General features: G+C 64.0%; 15 protein-coding genes. 6 read left to right on the top strand and 9 right to left on the bottom strand.

Annotation, left to right across the window (positions count from 1 at the left end; all coding sequences use genetic code 11):
• Positions 1-37 precede the first annotated feature (37 nt).
• The 8 genes from ACZ5TH_RS13520 to ACZ5TH_RS13555 form a co-directional block, all read right to left on the bottom strand.
• Positions 38-865 carry a TIM barrel protein gene (locus tag ACZ5TH_RS13520; RefSeq protein ID WP_464795526.1) on the bottom strand — a complete coding sequence of 276 codons (828 nt, stop codon included), beginning with the start codon at positions 863-865 and terminating at the stop codon, positions 38-40.
• On the bottom strand, positions 862-1,902 hold the full coding sequence (locus ACZ5TH_RS13525; protein ID WP_464795527.1) for an alpha/beta fold hydrolase: 1,041 nt from the start codon (positions 1,900-1,902) through the stop codon (positions 862-864). The genes ACZ5TH_RS13520 and ACZ5TH_RS13525 overlap by 4 nt, the downstream gene beginning before the upstream one ends.
• Positions 1,899-2,942: a phosphotransferase family protein gene (locus tag ACZ5TH_RS13530; RefSeq protein ID WP_464795528.1), complete on the bottom strand. Its 1,044-nt coding sequence runs from the start codon at positions 2,940-2,942 to the stop codon at positions 1,899-1,901. Before ACZ5TH_RS13530 ends, ACZ5TH_RS13525 begins: the two co-directional genes overlap by 4 nt.
• On the bottom strand, positions 2,935-4,137 hold the full coding sequence (locus ACZ5TH_RS13535) for an acyl-CoA dehydrogenase family protein (protein WP_464795529.1): 1,203 nt from the start codon (positions 4,135-4,137) through the stop codon (positions 2,935-2,937). The genes ACZ5TH_RS13530 and ACZ5TH_RS13535 overlap by 8 nt, the downstream gene beginning before the upstream one ends.
• Positions 4,134-6,218 carry a 3-hydroxyacyl-CoA dehydrogenase NAD-binding domain-containing protein gene (locus ACZ5TH_RS13540; protein WP_464795530.1) on the bottom strand — a complete coding sequence of 695 codons (2,085 nt, stop codon included), beginning with the start codon at positions 6,216-6,218 and terminating at the stop codon, positions 4,134-4,136. Before ACZ5TH_RS13540 ends, ACZ5TH_RS13535 begins: the two co-directional genes overlap by 4 nt.
• A gap of 14 nt (positions 6,219-6,232) precedes the next feature.
• Complete coding sequence (locus ACZ5TH_RS13545) at positions 6,233-7,210, bottom strand: NADPH:quinone oxidoreductase family protein (protein ID WP_464795739.1); 978 nt, start codon at positions 7,208-7,210, stop codon at positions 6,233-6,235.
• Between the two features lie 134 nt (positions 7,211-7,344).
• Positions 7,345-8,250 carry a LysR substrate-binding domain-containing protein gene (locus ACZ5TH_RS13550; RefSeq protein ID WP_464795531.1) on the bottom strand — a complete coding sequence of 302 codons (906 nt, stop codon included), beginning with the start codon at positions 8,248-8,250 and terminating at the stop codon, positions 7,345-7,347.
• A gap of 16 nt (positions 8,251-8,266) precedes the next feature.
• Positions 8,267-8,785 (bottom strand): SRPBCC domain-containing protein, encoded by a 519-nt coding sequence (locus tag ACZ5TH_RS13555; protein ID WP_464795532.1) that lies wholly within the window; start codon positions 8,783-8,785, stop codon positions 8,267-8,269.
• A 291-nt stretch (positions 8,786-9,076) separates the two neighbouring features.
• Between ACZ5TH_RS13555 and ACZ5TH_RS13560 the strand changes: the two genes are divergently transcribed.
• From ACZ5TH_RS13560 to ACZ5TH_RS13575, 4 genes are read left to right on the top strand one after another with little or no spacing between them, the layout of a single operon-like run.
• Positions 9,077-10,669: a GMC family oxidoreductase gene (locus tag ACZ5TH_RS13560; RefSeq protein ID WP_464795533.1), complete on the top strand. Its 1,593-nt coding sequence runs from the start codon at positions 9,077-9,079 to the stop codon at positions 10,667-10,669.
• Positions 10,670-10,703: 34 nt separating this feature from the next.
• Complete coding sequence (locus ACZ5TH_RS13565; protein WP_464795534.1) at positions 10,704-11,648, top strand: SDR family NAD(P)-dependent oxidoreductase; 945 nt, start codon at positions 10,704-10,706, stop codon at positions 11,646-11,648.
• Between the two features lie 28 nt (positions 11,649-11,676).
• Positions 11,677-12,471, top strand: coding sequence for a glucose 1-dehydrogenase (locus ACZ5TH_RS13570; RefSeq protein ID WP_464795535.1), 795 nt, complete (start codon positions 11,677-11,679; stop codon positions 12,469-12,471).
• Positions 12,472-12,498: 27 nt separating this feature from the next.
• Positions 12,499-13,353 (top strand): SDR family NAD(P)-dependent oxidoreductase, encoded by an 855-nt coding sequence (locus tag ACZ5TH_RS13575; RefSeq protein ID WP_449469473.1) that lies wholly within the window; start codon positions 12,499-12,501, stop codon positions 13,351-13,353.
• A 42-nt stretch (positions 13,354-13,395) separates the two neighbouring features.
• Here the strand turns inward: ACZ5TH_RS13575 and ACZ5TH_RS13580 are convergent, their stop codons facing one another.
• Positions 13,396-14,169, bottom strand: a complete 774-nt coding sequence (locus ACZ5TH_RS13580; protein WP_460988668.1) for an SDR family oxidoreductase — start codon at positions 14,167-14,169, stop codon at positions 13,396-13,398.
• A 178-nt stretch (positions 14,170-14,347) separates the two neighbouring features.
• Between ACZ5TH_RS13580 and ACZ5TH_RS13585 the strand changes: the two genes are divergently transcribed.
• A complete protein-coding gene (locus tag ACZ5TH_RS13585) occupies positions 14,348-14,881 on the top strand; it encodes a nuclear transport factor 2 family protein (RefSeq protein ID WP_464772667.1) in 534 nt (177 codons plus the stop codon).
• Positions 14,882-15,004: 123 nt separating this feature from the next.
• A complete protein-coding gene (locus ACZ5TH_RS13590) occupies positions 15,005-17,272 on the top strand; it encodes a TonB-dependent receptor (protein WP_464795536.1) in 2,268 nt (755 codons plus the stop codon).
• Positions 17,273-17,326: the final 54 nt, after the last annotated feature.

Consider the following 17,326-nt stretch of genomic DNA (forward strand, 5'->3'; position numbering starts at 1 on the left):
GCAGATCAGGACATTGGTACTGGCTTTGGGCTGCCGGTCAGAAGATGCCGAGCGCTTTCAGGCGGTCGAGCATCTGGGTTTCGCCGGTCGCGGTCGGGTCGGCGGGTTCGAACTCAAGTTCGATCATACCGTCATAGCCGCCAATGGCTTGGAGGATCGCGGGCCAGTCCAGTTCTCCGAGGCCTGGGTCGACGCGATTGGGCACGTCGGCGAACTGGATAAGGCCGGTCTCCTTGGCGCAGGAGGCGAAGGAGGAAGGCACGTCATGGCCCATCATCGCGACATGGCCGGTGTCGAACAGCAGGCGGACCGAGGGCATTGCGACGGCGCGGACCATCTCCGCCGCATCCTCCAGCTGGTCGAGCAGGAGGCCGGGGATGCGGCTGGGGGCGATGGGTTCAACGAGCAAGGTGAGTCCGCTGCGGGCTGCATCGTGGGCATGGCGCTTTAGATTTTCCGTCATCGCGTCGACTTGCGCCTTGCGGGGGCGATGGTTGTCGAGGCCAGCCACGCAGACCACGCTGCCGCCGTTGAAGCGAGTGGCGATCTCGATGCTGAGGTCCACGCTGCTGCGTAGATGTTCTAGGCCAGTTTCATCTTCGGCGCTCCAGATGGGCTGGTTCCAATATTTTAGGTCGCTGAAGCTGGAGAGGACGAGGCCACGGCTGGCCATCCGGTCGGCCATCGCGACTTGCTCAGCCTCGGGCCGCAACATCATGAAAAGGTCCTGCACGCCGCGAAAGCCGTGGTCGGCGAGCGCGTCGATCTGGTCGAGCGAGTTGGTGGAGCTGGCGAGGTGCGCGAGCATCGGGCGGTCGGGGGAGCTGAGGCCGAGATGGCCGCCGATGGGCCAGCGGCCGGTCATTGGGTCACCGAGCGGGCGAAGTCGATTAGCGCCTTGTTGAAGGCGGCGGGCTTTTCCTGCTGCACGAAATGGCCTGCTTCCGGCACGGCTATGATGTCGCGGAGGCCGGGGACTCGCTGGCGCATCCGCTCTTCCCAATCGGTGAAGAAGCCGAAGGACGGGTCCTTTTCGCCATAGAGGAACAGGGTGGGCGTTTCGACGTCATGGTCGGCCCATTTCTCGCCGATGTGCCAATTTGCGTCGGCGGTGCGGTAGCTGTTGAGGCCGCCGATGAAGCGCAGCATCGGGGCGGCGGCGACATATTCGCTGACGAAGCGGTCGAACTCTGTCTGGGAGAGCCAGGGCCAGGGGAGCGGCGGCGCGGGTGGCAGGACGTCTAGATAACCGCTGCCTACCGATGAGACCGTTTTCCAGCTCCAGAGGTCGCCCTTGGACGAGAGGGCGTAGAAGAGGCGGGCGAGGAATTCAGGGGCGCGGTCGGCAAGTTCGCGCTCGGCGGGGCCTGCTTCCATGAAATAGTGGAAGTGGACGAAATGTTCGGCGGCCATGGCGGCGAAGCGTTCGCTGGGGAGGCGGTCGGGGGAGGATGCTTCTGGTTTGGCGGGCGCGTCCGTTGGGAGGCGCGGGGCGCTGCCCAGCATAGCGCGTCCGGCCATGTCATAGTCATAGGGGATGGTGGCGATGAGGCCCGCCACCCGATCGGGCGCGCGAACGGCGAGGTTCCACGCATATTGCGCGCCGAAATCCTGGCCGACGATGACCGCCTTGTCCGCTTCATAATGGTCGAGCAGGGCGATGAGATAGGCCTGCATGTGGTCGGCATCATAGGCGGCGGGATCGGTGGGGCGGTCGCTGCCGCCATAGCCGAGGCTGTCGATGGCGACGGCGCGGAAGCCTGCCCCTGCGAGCGGCTCCATCTGATGTCGCCATGACCATGCTAGGCCGGGGAAGCCGTGGATCATGAGGACGAGCGGCCCCTCGCCCTGTTCCACTGCGCGGAGGTGGTAGCCGCCTACGTCGATCCGTTTTTCTGTCATAGCTGGGCGTCCTCTTCCCCGCAGGCGATGCGCCAGGCGAGGCCTGCTATTTCTCCGGCGCGGGCGCCGTGGATGGCGGCGGCTTCGCTGGAGGCGTTACCACTGATGGCGCGGTGATAGACGCCTTGGCGGATGGCTGCGTTGCGGAACATGGCGAAGGCTAGGGCGTAGCGCCAATGGGCAGGGTCGATGGGGCCTGCGCCGGTCCGTTCGGCGTAGCTTTGGAGATAGTCGGCTTCGGATGGGATGCCGAGGGCGGGGAGGTCGGCGTCGGACAGACCGCGATAGCCTTCCTTTGGGACGCGCCATGCCATCAGGTGCTGGGCAAGGTCGGCGAGGGGGTGGCCGAGGGTTGAGAGTTCCCAGTCGAGGACGGCGATGATGCGGGGCTCTGTCGCGGCGAAGATCATATTGTCGTTGCGATAGTCGCCGTGGACGATGCGGCTGGCTTCGAGGCCGGGATCGTTGGCGGGGAGCCAGTCGATGAGGGACTCCATGGCGTCGAGCTGCTGGGTTTGGGTGGCGCGATATTGTTTGGTCCAGCGGGCGACCTGGCGGGCGAAATAATTGCCGGGTTTGCCATAGTCGGTGAGGTCGACCTGCGCGGGGTCGATGGCGTGGAGGGCGGCGAGGACGCGGTTCATTTCGTCATAGATCGACGCGCGGTCGGCGGGGGTGAGGTCCGGCAGGCGGGCGTCCCAGAAGTTGCGGCCTTGCGCATAGGCCATGATGAAGAAGGGCGTGCCGACTATGCTGGCGTCCTCGCACAGGGCGAGCGGGCGGGCGACGGGGACGGCGCTGTCCTTTAGCGCATCGGTGACGCGATACTCGCGCTCAATCGCATGGGCGGAGGGTAGCAGCACGCCATCGGGCTTGCGGCGCAGGACGAAACGGGGCTTGCCATCCACCGAGAGGAGATAGGTGGGATTGGACTGGCCGCCCGCGAATTTTTCCGCGCTGATCTCTCCGTCCGCGCCCGGCACATGGGCGCGTAGCCATGGGCCGAGACGGCCAGTGTCGAGCGTGCGGACGTCAGTCATATTTAGCGAGTTCGAGGCGGCCGAGCTGATGGCGGTGCACCTCGTCCGGGCCATCGGCAAAGCGGATCTTGCGGGCGTGGGCATAATAGTTCGCGAGGAAGAAATCCTGGCTGATGCCCGCCGCGCCATGCGCCTGCATCGCCCAATCGATGACCTGACAGGCCATGTTGGGGGCGGCGACCTTGATCATCGCGATGTCGGCCTTCGCCACCTTGTTGCCGACCGTGTCCATGCGGTGTGCGGCGTGGAGGGTCAGCAGCCGCGCCTGATCGATCATGATGCGCGAATTGGCGATGCGTTCGATGATGACGCCCTGCTCGGCGAGCGGCTTGCCGAAGGCGACGCGGCTCTTCACCCGGCGGCACATGGCCTCCAGCGCGCGTTCGGCCATGCCGATCATGCGCATGCAATGGTGGATGCGGCCCGGCCCCAGCCGCGCCTGCGCGATCTCGAAGCCGCGTCCTTCGCCGAGCAGCATGTTGGATGCGGGCACGCGGACATTTTCGAAGAGGATTTCCATGTGGCCATGCGGCGCGTCGTCATAGCCGAGCACGGTCATGGGCCGCAGCACGGTGATGCCGGGGGTGTCGCGCGGGACCAGGATCATCGACTGCTGCTTGTGCTTGGGCGCCGACGGGTCGGTCTTGCCCATGAAGATCATGAGCGCGCAGTCCGCCTCGCCCATGCCGGAAATCCACCATTTGCGGCCGTTGATGACATAGTCATCGCCATCGCGGACAATCGAGCTTTCGATGTTGGTCGCGTCGGAGGAAGCGACCTGCGGCTCGGTCATCGCGAAGGCAGAACGCATCTCACCCGCCAGCATGGGCTCCAGCCAACGCGCCTTATGCTCGGCCGTGCCGAAGCGTTCTATCGTTTCCATATTGCCGGTGTCGGGCGCGGCGCAGTTGAACACCGCAGGGCACCAGTGGACGCGGCCCATTTCCTCGCAAAGTGGGGCGTATTCGAGGTTGGTGAGACCCGCGCCATGGGTGCTTTCGGGGAGGAACAGGTTCCAGAGGCCTGCTTCCTTCGCCAGTGGTTTGAGCCTGTCGATCAGGGTGACGTGCGCCCAGCGGTCGCCGGTCGCGACCTCCTCATAATAGGCTTTCTCATTGGGATAGATATGCGCGTCCATGAAGGCGCGCAGCCGGGCGAGCAGATCGGCGGTTTTGGCGTTGGGATCGTAGCTCATGCGTAGAAGCCCCTGCCCTCACGCGCATATTGGACGAGCAGCGGCGCGGGGGTCCAATAGGCGTCGCCCTGTTCGGCGCGGAACTTCTCGATCGTGGCCAGCACCTTGTCGAGGCCGATCTGGTCGGCCCAATGCATGGGGCCGCCGGTATAGCTGGGCCAGCCAAGGCCGTTGACCAGCGCGACGTCGATCTCGTGCGGGCGCGGCACGATGCCCTCGCTCAGCAGCTTTGCGCCTTCGTTGACCATGGCGTAGAGCAGACGCTCGTGGATTTCATCCTCGCCGATTTCGCGGAGTTTGAGGCCGTGGCGTTCAGCATGGGCAGCGATCATCTCTTCGGTCAGCGGGTTGGCGCTAGCCTTGCGGTTTTCGTCATAGCTGTACCAGCCGGAGCCGGTCTTTTGCCCAAGGCGTCCGGCAGCAACCATCTGTTCGGGGAAGTCGGCGCGCAGTTCGCGCTCCGTCGCGGTGGCGGCGCGGGCCTTGCGGGCGGCGGCCTGCACGTCGAGGCCAGCTAGGTCGCCGAGCGCGAACGGTCCCATGGGAAAGCCGTAGGAGAGAAGCACCTTGTCGATGGCGGCGGGCTTCGCGCCCTCCTCGACAAGGAAGAAGCCTTCGCGTGACCGCTTCGACAGCATGCGGTTGACGATGAAACCGTCGCATACGCCCGACAGGATGGGCAATTTGCCGATGCGCTTGCCCAGCGCCATGATGGTCGCGACGACTTCGGGATCGGTCTTTGCCGCGCGGACATTTTCCAGCAGGCGCATGACATTGGCGGGGTTGAAGAAGTGCATGCCGCACACGTCTTCGGGGCGACCAGAGGCTTCCGCCAGCGTGTCGATGTTGAGGAAGCTGGTGTTGGAGGCGAGGATCGTCCCGGCGGGCGTGACTTCGCCGAGTTTGGCGAAGACGGCTTTCTTCGTCTCCAGATCCTCGGTCACCGCCTCGATCACCAATTGCGTGGGCGACAGGTCGCGCGGATCAGCGCTGGTGGTGATGAGCGCGAGGCGCTTGTCCATCGTCTCCTGCGACATGCTGCCCTTGGCGACGGAGGAGGACCACATTTTGGTGATGGCTCTCATCGCGGCGTCGATGTTCGGTTGGTCAAGGCCGACGGCGATGACCGGAATGCCGACGCTGACGACCGCCATGACGATGCCGCGTCCCATGACGCCGAGACCGATGACGCCGACCCGCTCGATGTTGCGGGTCAGGGTTTCGGGCGCGAGCCCGGGGATGCGGGCGACTTCGCGTTCGGCGGCGAAGAGGTGGCGCAGTGCTTTTGACTGCGATCCGTTCATGCATTCGCGGAAGATCGCGAGTTCCTGGCGAACCGCCTCATCGAAGGGGAGTTCATAGCCGAGGCGCATGGCTTCCAGCGCACGAAGCGGAGCGGTCTGGCCGCGCATCTTCTTGGCGACGGTTTTGCGGGCTTCTTCGAACAGAGCCGGGTCGTCGGCGGGCATGGGCAGGGTGGAGGAGCTGCGCGGCCCCTTCCCTTCCGCGACCAGCTTTTCGGCAAAGCTGCGTGCTTCGGCGGCGAGATCGCCGCCCGAAGCCACGGCATCGATGAGGTTGGACTTCAGCGCGTCGTCCGTGCCGATTGGATTGCCTTCCGTCACCAGCTTGATCGCGGTGGCGAGGCCAGCGAGGCGGGGCGTGCGCTGCGTGCCGCCACCGCCGGGCATGAGGCCGAGCTTCACTTCCGGAAAGCCGAACTTCGTGCCCGGCGCGGCGATGCGGTAATGGCAGGCGAGCGCGACTTCGAGGCCGCCGCCCAGCACCGTGCCATGGACGGCGGCGATGATCGGCTTGGTCGAATGGTCCATCATTTCCATGACGAGCGGCAGGCCCGGATCGGCCATGGGCTTGCCGAATTCCTTGATGTCCGCGCCCGCGATGAAGGTCTTGCCTTCGCAACGGATGACGAGCGCGTGGAGGGCGGGATCGGACTCCAGTTTGCGGATGGCTTCGGCAAGACCCTGCCGCACGCTGGCGGAGGTGGCGTTGACCGGGGGATTGTCGATCACCGCTTCGGCGATCGCGCCGTGGGTGTGGAAGCTGACTGTTTGCGACATGAGGGATTTCCTGTTCAGGATGCGGGCTGAAGGGTCAGGAGCACCTTGCCCTTCACCTTGCGTTTTTCGAGATGCTGGAGCGCGGCCACTGCGTCGGGCAGGGCAAAGCGCGTGTCGATGACGGGCTTCAACGCGCCCTCTGCGAGCCAGGCGAGCAGCTGGCGCATGTTTGCGCCCTGCGCGACCGGATCGGCGCGGACGCTGTTGCCCCAGAGGACGCCGACGGCCGACGCGCTTTTCAAGAGCAGCAGATTGGCGGGGATGGAGGGGATCTCGCCCCCGGCAAAGCCGATGACGAGCAGGCGGCCACCCCAGGCGAGGCTTTTCACCGCAGTCAGATTCATGGGGCCGCCGACCGGGTCATAGACGACATCGACGCCCTTTCCGTCGGTCAGCTGCTTGAGGCGTTCGCGCAGATCCTCCTGCGCATAGTCGATGAGTTCGTCCGCCCCTTGCGCTTTGGCGAGGGCGAGTTTTTCCGGGCTGGAGGCAGCAGCGATCACGCGCGCGCCCATATGCTTGCCGAGTTCCACGGCGGTGAGGCCGACGCCGCCGCCCGCGCCGAGTACCAGCAGCGTTTCGCCGGGCTTGAGTTGCGCGCGGTCCTTTAGCGCATGATAGGATGTGCCATAGGTGATGGAGATGCCCGCCGCGACCTCCAGATCGACGCCGTCGGGCACCGGCCAGACCTGCGTCGCGGGGACGCGCACCTGCTCGGCAAAGGCGCCGCTGCCGGTGAAGGCGATGACGCGGTCCCCGGCAGTGAAGCCTGTCACATCAGGTCCAACGGCGGCGATGCGCCCCGCTGCTTCACTGCCGGGGACGAACGGCAGGGCTGGTTTGGTTTGATATTTGCCCTGCACGATCAGCACGTCGGGATAGTTTACCCCGGCGGCCGCCACGTCGATCACCACTTCCCCCGCCCCTGCTTGAGGCTCGGGGAAATCGCCATGTTGCAACTCTTCGACCGGCGCGAACGCGGTGCAGATCATGGCTTTCACATCACTCTCCTTGAACACACCTACCGGGCGTGTGAGACCTGATTTAGGCCTTTGGAGGCGATGCTACCAATTCGTAATTCCGACGCATGGCATCAGAAAAACTGATGGATTGGTAGTAGGAGAAGCTATTTTCCTGATCCCCCCGATTGTTCGCCCCATTGTCGGGCAAATTCGTGAAAGGCGCGGCAGGCTTGAGGTTGCTGGGTTTCGCGGCGGCTCACCAGGCTGACGATGCGGGTGAAATGCAGTTCGGGCACCGGCAGTTCGACCAGCTCGCCGCGCGCCAGCTCATCGGCGACGGTCAGGCTGGAGAGGCAGGCGAGGACCGCGCCGTCGCGAACGATGCGCTTGATCGCTTCGACGCTTTCGCCTTCGAACACGATGTTGAGCGAGTTCATGGATTTGAGCGTCTCAACCGTGAAGGAGATGCGTTCGCTGGAGAGCGTCTTTTCCAGCGCCCATGGCTGGTCGCCAAGGTCCGCGAGCGGCACCGTGGGACGCCCGGCGAGGGGGTGGTCGGGGGCGGCGCAGACCACCAGCCGGTCGCGCAGCCATGGCTCCGCCTCCAGATAGCTGCTGTTGACCGGCGCGCCGACGAAGCCGACGTCCAGCGCCATGTTGCGCACGCCCTCCATCACCTCATGGGAGGGCATGATGCGCATTTCGACGCGGACACCGGGGTGAAGGCGCATGAAGGCGGCGCAAAGGCCGGGCAGCACATAGTCGCCCACCGGGACCGCCGCGCCGATGCGCAGCCGCCCCCGCACTTCTTCGGGTAGGGAGAGGGACTCAAGGTCCGCGACCTGCACCAATATGCCGCGCGCCATTTCCAGCATCGGGCGACCCCGATCGGTCAGCAGCATGCGGCGACCGGAGCGGGCGAACAACTGCACGCCGAGATGGGTTTCCAGGTCCTTGAGCGACATGCTCGCCGCCGAGGGGCTGAGGCCGATTTCGTCAGCCGCGCCCGCCACGCTGCCGGTGCGGGCGACGGCTTCGAATACCGCGATCTGGCGGAGGGTTATCCTCACCCCTCGGCAGCGGCGATCAGCTTATTTCGCCGCGGTGCATCGCCTCGGCGCGGGCCTTGAGCGCCTTGGCCGAGTCGTTGAAGGCGCGCGTTACCCATGGGCCGCAGAAACGCATGACATGGATGCCGTTCGGGCCGGTGAAGGCGTCGGTCGACTGATAGCGGCACTTTTCGGCCCCAAGTTCTTCGATGATCTGGTCGCGGCGGGCGGGATAGGGCCAGGCTTCACTATCCTTCAGTTCCCAGGACAGGAGGCGGCCCGGTTCGAACGCGCAGACATATTCGCAATTGGGCGCGAGCGAGCCGGGATTGGCATAGTTGACGAGTCGCATGTGAACCGGCGCGCCCATCTCCAGCGTGGATTCCGCCCAGACGCAGAAGGGGTTCCATTCGCCATAACGCGGCATGTCGGTCAGGATTTTCCACACCACCATTGCGGGCGCGTCGATTTCCATGGGGTCGGATGCGACCAGCGTCTCGGGATCATAAAGTTTGAAGGGATCGAAGCGATCAGCGGTCAGGGTTTCGGTGGACATCCTCTTCTCCTTGATATGTGCAAACCGGCAAGCGTGGTACCGCATTTTGGCGACGCGAATGCCGCCGATTCCGCTGAATGGCGCGTTTGTTTGCGTAGACAATAGCAGCGGTAGTTTGCGGGTCAATGGCGGGCAGCCGGGCAAATCCGGCTTGACCTGCGTATCATATTGACCAATTCAGCACGCAAGACATCATATGCGACCCCGCTTGCACCGGCATATTCGGCCAAGTCCCTGCGGCGTCGGCATCGCACAGCACAACAGACGTCAGCATGACGCGCGGGAGAGATAATGGCCGATAGTTACGACTTCATCATCGGGGGCGGCGGGTCGGCGGGATGCGCACTAGCCGGGCGCCTGTCGGAAAATCCGCGCAACCGCGTGCTGCTGCTGGAGGCGGGGGGCAAGGATAACAGCGTGTTCATCCATGCGCCGGGCGGGCTGCTGCCGATCATGTATCGCGGCATGTTCCAGTGGATGCATGTCAGCGTGCCGCAGGCCAATGCGGGCGGGCGGCAGATGTACACGCCGCGCGGCAAGGTTCTGGGTGGCTCCTCCTCCATCAACGGCATGGTCTATGACCGGGGCGCGGCGGCGGACTATGATGGCTGGCGCCAGCTGGGGAATGAAGGGTGGAGCTATGACGATGTGCTCCCCTATTTCAAGAAGCTGGAAGATTTCCAACCGGGCGGCGAGGAAGGCTATCATGGCCGGGGCGGGCCGGTGCTGGTCTCTCGGCCGGGCATCCACAATCCGCTTGCCAAGGCGTTCCGCGATGCCTCGATCGCGGCGGGCGTGCCCTATAATGACGACCCCAGTGGATCGCAGCGCGAGGGCGTGGTGCCCGCCGATGTCACCGCGTCGGCCGGGCGGCGATGGAGCGCGGCGCGCGCTTATCTGACACCTGCGCTCAAACGGCCGAACCTGCGCGTCATCACCGGCGCCAATGTCGAGCGGGTGATCGTGGAGGACGGGCGCGCGACCGGCGTCAGCTGGCGGCGAGCGGGACAGCTTGAACAGGCGAACGCGACGCGCGAGGTTATTCTGTCGGCAGGCGCCATCCATTCGCCCTGGATCCTGATGCTGTCGGGGATCGGGCCAGCGGATCATCTGCGCCAGACGGGGGTGCAGGTGGTGCATGACCTGCCGGGCGTCGGCCAGAACTACCGCGATCATGTGGCGGTCAGCGTGAAGCAATATTGCACGCAGCCGGTGTCCCTCTTCAACGTCTTCCACCCGGTTGTCGCGGCCAAGGCCGTCGCGAACTTCCTGCTGTTCCGCAAGGGGCCGCTGGCCAGTCCTCCGGCGGAGATCGGCGCTTATTTGAAGACCATGCCGGGCGCGGAATATCCCGATGTGAAGGTGCATTTCGCCATGGCGCTCTATGAGGCGATGGGGCGCAAGCTGATCATGGACCATGGCTATTTCGCGCATATCGACCTGCTGAACCCGGAAAGCGTGGGCGAGATAAAGCTGACGGGATCGGATGCGTCCGCGCCGCTGTCAATCGATCCCAACATCCTGTCGACCGCCAAAGACATGGCGATGGGCCGCGCCGCCATCCGCGCGGTGCGCAACATTTTCGCGCAGGCCCCCTTCGATCCCTTCCGGGGCGAGGAACTGGCGCCGGGGGCAAGCATCCAGTCGGATGACGAGCTGGACGCCTATCTGCGCGAGACGGCGATTTCCGATATTCATGCCGTGGGCACCTGCCGCATGGGGCATGACCCGATGGCGGTCGTCGATCCCCAACTGCGTGTCCACGGAGTGGCGGGGCTGCGCGTCGTCGATGCATCGGTCATGCCCCGCGTCCCCGGCGGTAACACCAACGTCCCCACGATGATGGTGGCCGAAAAGGCCGCCGACATGATCTTGAAAGCCTGACGCCCTTGCGATCGGGAAGATAAAGGAGAGGCCGATGTCTGAACTGCGTTTCGACGATAAGGTGGCGATCGTCACGGGTGCGGGAGGTGGCTTGGGCAAGGCCTATGCCGCCCTGCTCGCCGCGCGCGGGGCCAAGGTGCTGGTCAACGACCTCGGCGGCAATTTCCAGGGCGAGGGCAAGGATCAGGGCTATGCCGACGCCGCTGCCCGCGAGCTCCGCGACGCTGGCGGCATTGCAGAGGCCAATGGCGACAGTGTCGCGACATCGGCTGGCGCAGAAGCGATCGTACAGGACGCGCTGACGCGATGGGGCCGCGTCGACATATTGGTCAACAATGCGGGCATCGTCAGTGCGTCGGGTACATTGTCGACGGTGACCGATGAGCAGTGGGACAAGGACATGGCCGTGTCGGCCAGCGGCACCTTTTACCTGTGCCGCGCGGTATGGAACGGCATGCTGGAGCGTAATTTCGGCCGCATCGTCAACATCTCGTCCGGATCATGGTTCGGCATGGGCAGCGCGGTGCCCTATCCCGCCGCCAAAGGCGCGGTATGGGCCATGACGCGTGGCCTCGCCGCCGCGACGCAGGCGCAGGGCAAGGACGTCAAGATCAATGCCATCATGCCGATCGCGGGCAGCCGGATGACGCAGTTGATGGGGCCGGAAATCCACGGCCTGATGGAGCGAGACTTCCCCGCGCGGGCGGTTGCGCCGGTCGTAGCGATGCTGGCCCATGACAGCGCACCGTGCAATGGCGAGATGTTCACGGCTGGCGGTGGCGGCTATACAAGGGTGTTCGCGGGCGTCACTCGCGGCTATCGGGCGACCGACAAGGACTGGACCCCCGAAACGGCGCTTGCACAATTCGATACAGTGATGGACACGAGCGGTTTCCATATTCCGGCTGGGTCGATGGACGAAGCAGCCCTCTACACCTCGGACGTGCCCTGGGACGCGTTCAAGGCCTTTATTCAATAAGTTTGATCAGCGAGAAAGAGCAGAAATCATGACTGGCAGGTTGCAAGACAAGGTCGCCATCGTCACCGGCGGTGCGCGTGGTATGGGCGAAGCGACGATCCGCCTGTTCGCGCGCGAGGGCGCGAAGGTGGTCATCGCCGACGTGCTGGAGGCTGAAGGTCAGGCATTAGCCGCCGATATCGGCGATGCCGCGATGTTCCAGCGGCTGGACGTGTCGGACGAAGCCAGCTGGACCGCGCTGGTCGATGCCGTGATCGCCCGTCATGGCCGGATCGATGCGCTGGTCAATAATGCGGCGGTCGTGGCTTTCGGCCCGATCACCGATCTGACCGTCGCAGATATCGACCGCGTTCTGGGCATCAACGTCAAGGGCACGATGCTGGGGCTGAAGCATGTCGGGGCCAAGATGTGCGCGGCGAAGCGCGGGTCCATCGTCAACATATCGTCGGTGGACGGCCTTCGCGGCGTCAATTCGGTTTCGCTCTACAGCAGCTCCAAATGGGCGGTGCGCGGCTTTACCAAGAGCGCGGCGCTGGAATTTGGCCATCAGGGCGTGCGCGTCAATTCGGTGCATCCGGGCGGGGTCAACACGGCCATGGGCAACCCGCAGGCGCTGGAAGGTGAAGCGAAGAATGCAGGCTATGAGCGCGTACCATTGCAGCGGATTGGCGAGCCCGAGGAAATCGCCGCCGCAAGCCTGTTCCTCTGCTCGGACGAGGCCAGCTACATTTGCGGCGCTGAACTTGCGGTCGATGGCGGCTGGGCGGCTGGCTATTATCACCATTATCTGCCCGCGGCGCCGGCTTCGCTGACCTCGATGTAATTCCTTCCCTCTCGGAGAAACTTGAACATGACTGAAGAAGAAAAGGTCTTTTCGGGCGGCGTCGCCGTCATCACCGGCGCGGGCGCTGGCATCGGCATGGGCTTTGCCCGCCGCTGCGGCCAGATCGGCATGACCGTCGTCGTCACCGACATCGACAAGGGCCGCGCCGACAAGGTTGCCGCCGAGATCGTGGCGGCGGGCGGCAAGGCTGAAGCGATCCAGCTGGATGTGTCAAAGCCCGAAGCGCTCGATGCGCTGGCGCAAGATGTGTTCGACCGGCATGGCGCGGTTCGCCTGCTGATCAACAATGCGGGTATCGAGACGATCGGCAATGTCTGGGAAATCCCGACGGCGCGTTGGGAAACGACGCTGAACGTCAACATCCATGGCGTCGTGCATGGCGTGCGCGCATTCGTTCCGCACATGCTGCGCGTGGGTCAGGAAGCGTGGATCGCGAACCTGGCGTCCGTCGGCTCTTTCGGCCAGATGCCGACGCAGGCGGCCTATATCATGAGCAAGCACGCCATCCAGTCGTTCAGCGAGTGCCTCTATCTGGAGATGCAGGTCGCAAAGGCGCCGATCAACGTCTGCTCGATCATTCCGGGCATGCTGAAGACCAGCATCTTCGACGCCGATGCTGGCGTCGGCGAGCCGGAGAGCGCTTCGGGGCACCGTGCCACCATGGCCCATTTGATGGCCAATTACGGCATGGACCTGGACGAAGGCTGCCGCGTCTTTGTAGAGGGTCTTGCCGCGCGCAAATTCTGGATTTCGAGCCAGCCGGAAATGACCGAGCAGGCGGTCGCTGGCCGCATTGCCTTCTTCCAGGAACAGAGCAATCCGGAACTGGGCGAGCAGCAGCGCGCGCTGCTGGGTATCTGAAGCAAAGGCCGGGCGGGTTCAGGCTCGCCCGGCCCTTCTTTATCAGGCCTTCGCGGCCTCTTCCTTGACGATTTCCAGGAACAGCGGCCGTTCACCGCCGCCATGGACTTCAAGGCGCGCGCCGCTGACATAGGCGGCGGCTGGCGAACCCAGGAACACCACCGCTTCGGCGATGTCGCTGCCCCGGCCCATGCGCTTCAGCGGAATCGATGACGCGATCCGATCCTGCGCCGCCTGCGTGCCATAGGTCATTTCAGCCGTCTCGGTCTCGATCAGGCCGACGATGATCGCGTTGACCCGCACATCCGGCCCCCATTCCTGCGCCAGGCTGGTGGTGAGGCTGAGCAGGCCCGCCTTCGCGGCGCCATAGATCGCCGTGTCGGGCGAGGGACGTGCGCCGGAGACGCTGGCGATGTTTACGATCGATCCGCCCACTGCCTTCAGATGCGGATAGGCGGCTTGCGCGACATGCAGCGGTGCGAGCAGATTGAGTTGCAGGATGCGTTCGGAAAAGCGCGGGCTGGCCGTCGCGGCGTCGGCCTGCGGCGATCCGCCCGCATTGTTGACGACAAGGTCGATGCGGCCATGGCGCGCGACAAGCTGGGCAATCCAGTCCGACACCGCCGCAGGATCGCGAATGTCGCAGGATGCGAATTCCGCCGTTTTCCCATCGGCCCCGATCGGCTCATCCGGTGCGGTGCGGCCGCAGGTCGCTACTGCATAGCCTTCAGCCAGCAAACGCCGGACAATCGCCGCGCCGATCCCGCGCGTACCGCCTGTGACGATCGCAACCTTGCCAACTCCCGTTTCGCCCACGGCCTTATCCTTTCCTTTTTCGAGAAATGCGCAGCGGGCGCATCGCATGGATAGACCCCATACTCAATCTGCACCATCCTTCGCCAGACATAATGCAGTAGTCATTGCAGATTGTTACGCATATCAGGTATAGGTGACGCATAATAATCGCATATCGCGTCACATATGGAGAGGTTTGATGGCTTACACTGTGCAGCAGCTCAGCGATCTGGAAGATATCCGGACCCTCAAGCATCGTTATTTCCGGGGAATCGACACGGCCGATCTGACGCTGCTCGGCACCCTGTTCACGGAAGACCTGACCGTCGATTATCGTGGCGGCACCTATCGCGTCCGGCTGGCGGGCCGCGACAATATGCTGGAGTTTCTGGCGAACAGCTTCCATTCCGGCGCGGTTGCCATGCATCACGGCCATATGCCCGAAATCACCCTGACCGGCGAAAATGACGCCGAAGGGATCTGGTATCTGGAGGATATCTTCATCGACGTGGAGCGCAGCAGCCACACCATCGGCAGCGCCATTTACCGCGACGTCTATCGGCGCGAAGATGGCGTATGGAAGATCGCACGCACCGAATATGATCGCGTGTTCGAGATGATCCGCCCGCTGGCCGCCGACGCGCAAATCACCTCGCACCACCTTGCCACCGCTGGCCGCAAGCCGGAAGAGCGCAGCGACATCAGCCATTTGATCGAGTGGGAAGCGGCCTGAGCCAACGGATGATGCACGAACGCAACAGCTGCGGCATTTTTGCGGCGGGCTGCTGAAGAACAAGGCGGGCGGCGTTATAGTCGCCCGCAATAACAGAATGACGCTTTTTTTGGGGAGGAAAGCATGCGCAAGACGCTATATCCGATCGTATCGTTGATCGCTTTGGCCGCACCGGGGGCTGCGCTGTCGCAAACGGCAGCGGCGGGAGCAGACGCCGCCAGCGACAGTGACATTGTCGTCACGGCCCGCCGCCGCGAAGAACGGTTACAGGATGTGCCGATCGCGGTCAGCGCGGTCGATGCTTCGGCTCTGAACAGCCGGGGCCTCGACAATGTGACGCAGATCAGCCAGATCGCGCCCAATATCCAGTTCACGCCGGGCCAGGGCGGCAATAGCGGTGGCATCGCGCCGTTCATCCGGGGCGTCGGCGAAAATGACTTCATCATCACGTCCGATCCTGCGGTCGGCGTCTATATCGATGGCGTCTATGTCGCCCGCACCTTTGGCGCGACGACCGAATTGCTGGGCATCGACCGCATCGAAGTGCTGCGCGGGCCGCAGGGCACGTTGTTCGGCAAGAATACGGTGGGCGGCGCGATCAATATCGTGTCGGCGGTGCCGGGCCGGGAGCAGAAGATCGAAGCCGACCTGCGATACGGGTCGTTCAACACGGTGCGCGGGCGCGTCTATGCCGAAACGCCGCTGTCCGACAGCTGGTCGCTGGGCGTCGCGGCGCTGGGCGAGTTTGGCGAGGGGTGGCAGAAAATCCCATCCGGCGACAATCTGGGCAACCGCAACGTCGTCGCGGGCAAGCTGGCGCTGCATTATGATGGCGAAGGGCTGGACGCGGTGTTGCAGGTCGATGGACTGCACCGGCGCCAGCACAGCGCGCCGCATAGCATGATCGCCTTCACGCCGACCTTCTTTTCCATCCTGCAATCGACCTTCATCGCGCCCTGCTGCACCGTGCCGGGCGACATCGACCGTACCGACAGCAATTCCGAGCTGAACAAGGATCAGACCGACGCGGTGAACGCATCGCTGACCCTGACCAAGGATCTGGGCGGGGCGACGTTGAAGTCGATCACCGCCTATCGCTATGTCGATGCGCTGTTCGGTCGGGACGGTGACGCGTCGTCGGCGGTCAATTATGCCGGTGACATTCATGACGAGCGGGCGCGGCAGATCAGCCAGGAATTGCAGCTGTCGCTCGATTTGGGCGGGCGCGGCACATTGTTGCTGGGCGCCTTTGCCTACCGCGAAAAGACACGCGACAATACGCGGCTGATCGTCGCCGACGGCCTGTTTGACGCGTTGGTGGCGGCGGGGCTTGATCCTTTCCCTGTCCCCTTCCCGCCCTTTGCGGTTCTAGCGTCGTCGCTCGACTTCAACATCGATTTCCGCAACCGGCAGCGCACCGACAATCTCGCCCTGTTCGCCAACGGCAATTATGAGCTGACCGACGGCCTCTCGCTGGAACTGGGCGCCCGTTATACCTGGGAGAAGAAGAAGTTTTCCCAATCTGCGATCCGCATTTATTCGGGCGAGCCGCTGCTGGCGGGGACGCCCAGCTATACGCTGGAAAAAAGCTGGGATGCCTTTACGCCCCGCGCCTCGCTTTCCTACAAGTTCCGACCGAACCTGATGACCTATGTGTCCTATTCGCGGGGCTTCCGGTCGGGCGGGTTCAACGGGCGGCCTACCTCGCTCGAGGAAATCGGTTCCTATGATCCGGAACATCTGACCTCCTACGAAGCGGGGCTGAAGGCAGGCTTCGGCCGTATCGCCACCATCAACCTTGCCGTGTTCCGCAACGAATATCGCGACCAGCAGATATTGGTATCGACCGTCAGCCCGACGACCGGCCTGATCGTCGTCCGCAACGAAAATGCGGGCCGATCCCGCATTCAGGGCATCGAGCTGGAAGGCGCGTTCAAGGTGTCGCCGCGCTTCACCGTTACCGGCGCGCTCGGCTTGCTGGACGCCAAATATCTGGAATATGTGTCAGTCATTGGGGGCGTGCCGACCGACGTCAGCAACCGCAAGCTGAAGCAGGCGCCGGATATCACGGCCAATGCCAGCGCGGTCTATCAGGCGCCGCTCAGCGACAATGTAGAGGGCGTGCTGAGGCTGGACGCAGCCTATAAGAGCCAGGTCTTTGTCGATGCGGAAAACACGCCGCTCCTGCGGCAGCCCGATCATGCGATCCTCAACGCCAGCGCCGAACTGCGCTTTGCGGACAGCGGGCTGTCGGTGCGCGTGGGCGTCGATAACATCACCGATCGCCGTATCATCACGGCGGGCTATGATGCATCGACCAGCTTTGGCTTTACGGAGGCTTATTATTCGCCGCCCCGTCGCTACAGCGTGACGCTGGCCCTGCGACGCTGAACCGGGTACGGCCTCGACGGTGACTGCCATCGTCGAGGCTGGAGGCGGGAATCT

This window comes from Sphingobium sp. TomTYG73 (genome assembly GCF_055394245.1).

Bases quoted from the DNA above. Each gene is read 5' to 3' on its own strand.
- ACZ5TH_RS13530 (WP_464795528.1), bottom strand. From the start codon at position 2,942: ATGACTGACGTCCGCACGCTCGACACTGGCCGTCTCGGCCCATGGCTA.
- ACZ5TH_RS13585 (WP_464772667.1), top strand. From the start codon at position 14,348: ATGGCTTACACTGTGCAGCAGCTCAGCGATCTGGAAGATATCCGGACC.
- ACZ5TH_RS13555 (WP_464795532.1), bottom strand. From the start codon at position 8,785: ATGTCCACCGAAACCCTGACCGCTGATCGCTTCGATCCCTTCAAACTT.
- ACZ5TH_RS13535 (WP_464795529.1), bottom strand. From the start codon at position 4,137: ATGAGCTACGATCCCAACGCCAAAACCGCCGATCTGCTCGCCCGGCTG.
- ACZ5TH_RS13525 (WP_464795527.1), bottom strand. From the start codon at position 1,902: ATGACAGAAAAACGGATCGACGTAGGCGGCTACCACCTCCGCGCAGTG.
- ACZ5TH_RS13545 (WP_464795739.1), bottom strand. From the start codon at position 7,210: ATGATCTGCACCGCGTTCGCGCCGGTCGAAGAGTTGCAACATGGCGAT.
- ACZ5TH_RS13520 (WP_464795526.1), bottom strand. From the start codon at position 865: ATGACCGGCCGCTGGCCCATCGGCGGCCATCTCGGCCTCAGCTCCCCC.
- ACZ5TH_RS13590 (WP_464795536.1), top strand. From the start codon at position 15,005: ATGCGCAAGACGCTATATCCGATCGTATCGTTGATCGCTTTGGCCGCA.
- ACZ5TH_RS13565 (WP_464795534.1), top strand. From the start codon at position 10,704: ATGTCTGAACTGCGTTTCGACGATAAGGTGGCGATCGTCACGGGTGCG.
- ACZ5TH_RS13570 (WP_464795535.1), top strand. From the start codon at position 11,677: ATGACTGGCAGGTTGCAAGACAAGGTCGCCATCGTCACCGGCGGTGCG.
- ACZ5TH_RS13540 (WP_464795530.1), bottom strand. From the start codon at position 6,218: ATGTCGCAAACAGTCAGCTTCCACACCCACGGCGCGATCGCCGAAGCG.
- ACZ5TH_RS13560 (WP_464795533.1), top strand. From the start codon at position 9,077: ATGGCCGATAGTTACGACTTCATCATCGGGGGCGGCGGGTCGGCGGGA.
- ACZ5TH_RS13575 (WP_449469473.1), top strand. From the start codon at position 12,499: ATGACTGAAGAAGAAAAGGTCTTTTCGGGCGGCGTCGCCGTCATCACC.